The 4,044-nt window shown below is 39.0% G+C and carries 3 protein-coding genes; 2 read left to right on the top strand and 1 reads right to left on the bottom strand.

What is annotated here, in order from left to right:
- The coding region (locus tag K6G87_RS05205) for a hypothetical protein (RefSeq protein ID WP_296834707.1) at nt 1-1,414 on the top strand (1,414 nt) is incomplete at its 5' end.
- Nucleotide 1,415: 1 nt separating this feature from the next.
- On the opposite strand, the gene K6G87_RS05200 is transcribed toward K6G87_RS05205, so the two are convergent.
- Nucleotides 1,416-2,807, bottom strand: a complete 1,392-nt coding sequence (locus K6G87_RS05200; protein ID WP_296834705.1) for an MFS transporter — start codon at nt 2,805-2,807, stop codon at nt 1,416-1,418.
- Between the two features lie 184 nt (nt 2,808-2,991).
- Here K6G87_RS05200 and K6G87_RS05195 point away from each other — a divergent pair, with 184 nt between their 5' ends.
- Nucleotides 2,992-4,035: a Fic family protein gene (locus K6G87_RS05195; RefSeq protein WP_296834703.1), complete on the top strand. Its 1,044-nt coding sequence runs from the start codon at nt 2,992-2,994 to the stop codon at nt 4,033-4,035.
- Nucleotides 4,036-4,044: the final 9 nt, after the last annotated feature.

The following is a 4,044-nucleotide window of genomic DNA, read 5'->3' as shown; positions in this document are numbered from 1 at the left end:
TATTATGTTCGCTCAAAAGCTCGATTATATCATGAATCTTACAGGTACAAGAGCCAATATTCTAGGAGCCGCATGTCATGTGGACTCTTCTCATATAAGTCGTCTTAGAAATGGTGCCAGGAAACTTCCCAGAAATCCGGGGTTTCTTGATGATATGAGCGCTTATTTTGCCTCACATATAAGTATGGGATATCAGCAGGATGCCATGTGCAAAGAGCTGAATATTTCAAAGTGGCCCCAGGATGAGCAAAGGGCAGTATATCTTATAAAGAACTGGTTTTTAGGTAATGGAGATAATATAAGATACGGAATACCGGGGATTTTAGACAGCTTTGGAACTGGTTCTGCAAGAAGTATTTTAGACAATGATGAAGAACTCGTTTTATCTAAAACCAAAAGATATTATTATGGCCCGTCCGGTAAGAGAGAAGCTGTTTTACAGTTTTTTGACCACATTTTAAAAAGTAATAAAGCGCCTATGACACTTCTTTTATTTTCAGATGAAGATATGGCATGGCTTTATAATGATCCGGCTTTTGCTGCAAGGTGGGCCAAAGCATTCACCAAGGTATTAAGAGCAGGCAATAAGGTTAAGATCATTCACAACTTAGGGCGTGATATAAACGAGCTTTTAGAAGCCGTAGCCAAATGGATCCCTGTCTATTCTACAGGCATGATAGAACCTTATTATTATCCAAAACTAAGGGACGGACTATTGCAAAGAACATTATTTATTGCGCCTTCATGTGCCGCAGTAGTATCCGGCTCTGTTGGCATGAACACAGAAGGAATGCTTAACGAGTTTATAACCGATCCCAAAGCTGTAAATGCTTTGGTAAAAGAATATGAAGAAATATTTGATAGAAGCAAGAAGCTCATGGAAATATATGGGCCTCAAAGATCTGGTGAATTTTGGAATGTACATCAAGAACTGGCAAGTGTAGATGCTGATATTATGCTTATGGGTAAAGTACCAACCCTTATCACAATGCCGCAGTGGGTTGCAAGAAGTATGCAGGACAGGGCTCCTCAGAGCAGTATCTATGCTCATTGGACAATGTTCAGAGGTTTTTTTGAATCGCTATCATCTAAAAAGACTTATACAGAGATACTCACAAAACCTGATATCAGTAAAGTAAATGTTCCCCTTCCATGTGCCGGCCTTATTGGGGCAGCAGGTATGACATACACTCCTGAAGAATGGAAAGCGCATATTGAAAATAGTGAACTATATGCCAAGACGTATAAGTACTATAAACAAGTGCAAGCAGAGAATATTCCTGACAACATGTATGTTATAGCAAGTGAAGATCACTATGCTTTTATGATTAAAACAACAGCGCCTGAAATAGCCTTTGCTATCACAGAAAGCCGGATGGTAAGCGCTTTCTGTGAGTTCATGCAAAGGACGTAGATTATTTATAGGTATCTGCTGTGATATTATCAAGATCTGCATCTTTGGTTTCTTTGACCTTGGTGATAAGTATGATAAGACTTAGAACCATAAACGGAAGACATATGATCATGAAAAGTACATCCATGGGAAGGAAGTTCTGACATACAATGAAGATTGTCTGCCCCAGGAACATACCGGCACCTATCAGTACAGATATGGTGCCCATTACAGAAGATCTCATACCGGAAGGAGAAGATTCGGCAGGCATTGTAAGGATCAGAGTATCTGACATTGACCACAGTCCTCCTATAGAACAGCCATATGCGATACCTGCGGCAATAGGTCCAAGCCCCAGTCTGCAAGAGAGGACGAACATCAAAAGACCTATTATCGTAACAGATCCTAGTATCAGGCATACCTTCTTACGACCAAGCTTATCTGAGAAGAATCCGCTTAATATTGTAACAAGCCCGTTGAAGAAAGGATATATTACAAGAGCAGTTGCTACCATATCTGTAGACATGGCTCCTTCAAGTACAGTTGCATAGTAAGAAGTATAGAATGTTGTAGCAAAAAAGATAAAGCCTGCTATGAAGATCCAGCGTAGTTGCTTGTTAGTAAATATAAAACGGATTGCTCTAAAAACGCCGCCTTCTTCAGAAGTGCCTTTTTCTTTATCTTCTCTTAGCTTCTTTTCTCTTTCATCTTTGGTCAGAGATAGGTATCCCATTCGCTGTTCCAGAAATACAGGTGTTTCATGCATGAAAAGATATGATAATAATCCAATCACTATAGCAGAGACTACCGGGATCGCATAGACAAGGCGCCAGCTTGAAGGTTCATTGTCATTAAGGAATATCCTTGAGAATACGCCGATAAGCGATACACTTACAAGCGCAATGCCCTTAGCTATAAAGCTATATGTGGCGCGCTTTTGCTTGGGCGCTGTCTCCATTATATACAGAACCTGCATATCGTTTGGAGTAAAAAACATCATAAAAAGCATTCCCAGAATGTACCATGCAACATTTTGCGATGTCATTACAATGCACATACCTATGCCCATTCCAACCGTATTGATCATAAGAAAGAGCTTTCGCCCGTATTTATCGGACAGAGCTTTATAAAAAGGCGTTATGATAAGAAGCAGATTAGAGAACACCTGAATAGGTGCAACAACATTAAAAGCTTTGGTATACTCAGGTGTATTAACATTTCTTGATGAGATATTAAACAGATCGAATAGAACATAAGGCTGCATTGCAGCATTCATATTGGAAGTGATCTCATCTACGATATATATGATCGTAAGCAGGATCATGGCTACTCCAATATAGTGAAGAGGCTTTTTTCTCGAAGCTTCCTTGTTAAGTCTTAAAAGCTGCCTGGATTCTTTTTCCTCAGTATTCATTTTTTATTCCCCCAATATTGTCGAAATTAAGTACCCAACTACCATTATAGCGTTAATGATTGATATAGCCAAGTTTGGCGAACAATAAAGACAGTAAATTTACACTGTCCATGTTTGATTGCAGGATTGATTTACTTCCTAATAAATGATAAATTTTAGGTAGTAAATTATAAGAGGTATGTATATGAGGAAGTTTGATTATTCTTTTTTAAAGAAAGAGATACCTGGGAATATAGTTGGTACGGTAGGTATAATCTCTGATCTTAATGCCAGGAATCAGATAAGGAAACTCCAGTATGAAAAGACATTTGATAAGCTGAGGAAGAAGGCAATAATAGAATCGGTAAAAGGAAGTAATGAGATCGAGGGTATCGTGACTACAGAGGAAAGGATAAAGGACCTTGTTGAAGGTGCTGTTCCTGTCACTCATGATGAAAAAGAGATCTCAGGATATAAGGATGCACTAAGTCTCATCCATACACAACATGAGGACCTTGATGTGACAAGGGATGTGATCCTTATGTTCCACAGGATGATGGAAGAATCAGCAAATCCGGCAGAGGCGGGCCATTTTAAGACAAGGGACAACCTTATAATGGAGTATGACGAGGAAGGATACAGGAGGGTCAGGTTTACTCCTGTAAAGGCTAGTGAAACAGATAAAGCCATAGAGCAGCTTCTCTTGGCTTACTATGATGCCAGGCAGGATATGGAGATACCGGTCCTTTTTATGATTCCATGTTTCATAGTAGATTTTCTCTGTATACACCCATTTCTTGATGGAAACGGGAGAGTTTCAAGACTTCTTACCGTACTGATGCTCTACATTGCAGGATATGATATTGGAAGATACATATCTGTGGAGAATCAGATAAAAAAACATAAGGAGAGCTATTATGCAGCTCTTAAACAGTCATCTGCAGGCTGGCATGAAAATAAGAATGACTACACTTTTTTCATAGTAAATTTCCTGCAGATACTTTACAGATGCTTTAAGGACCTGGATGAATCCTTCATGGATATTTCTCTGAAAAAAGCAAAAAAATCTGAAAGAGTCGAAGCTGTACTTATGGGAGCAGTAGCCCCGATATCAAAAGCGGATATAGAAGAAAAGCTTCCGGATGTAAGTGTAAAGACAATTGAACTGGTTCTAGGTAAGATGCTTAAAGAAGAGAAAATCGAAAAGATCGGGACATATAGGGATGCAAGATATATGAAGAAAAGGTAAGCAATTGAA

The sequence above is a fragment of the Butyrivibrio sp. genome (assembly GCF_024699075.1).
Note: the sequence above shows the minus strand (reverse complement) of the source record. Positions and strands in the feature narration are given on the sequence as shown.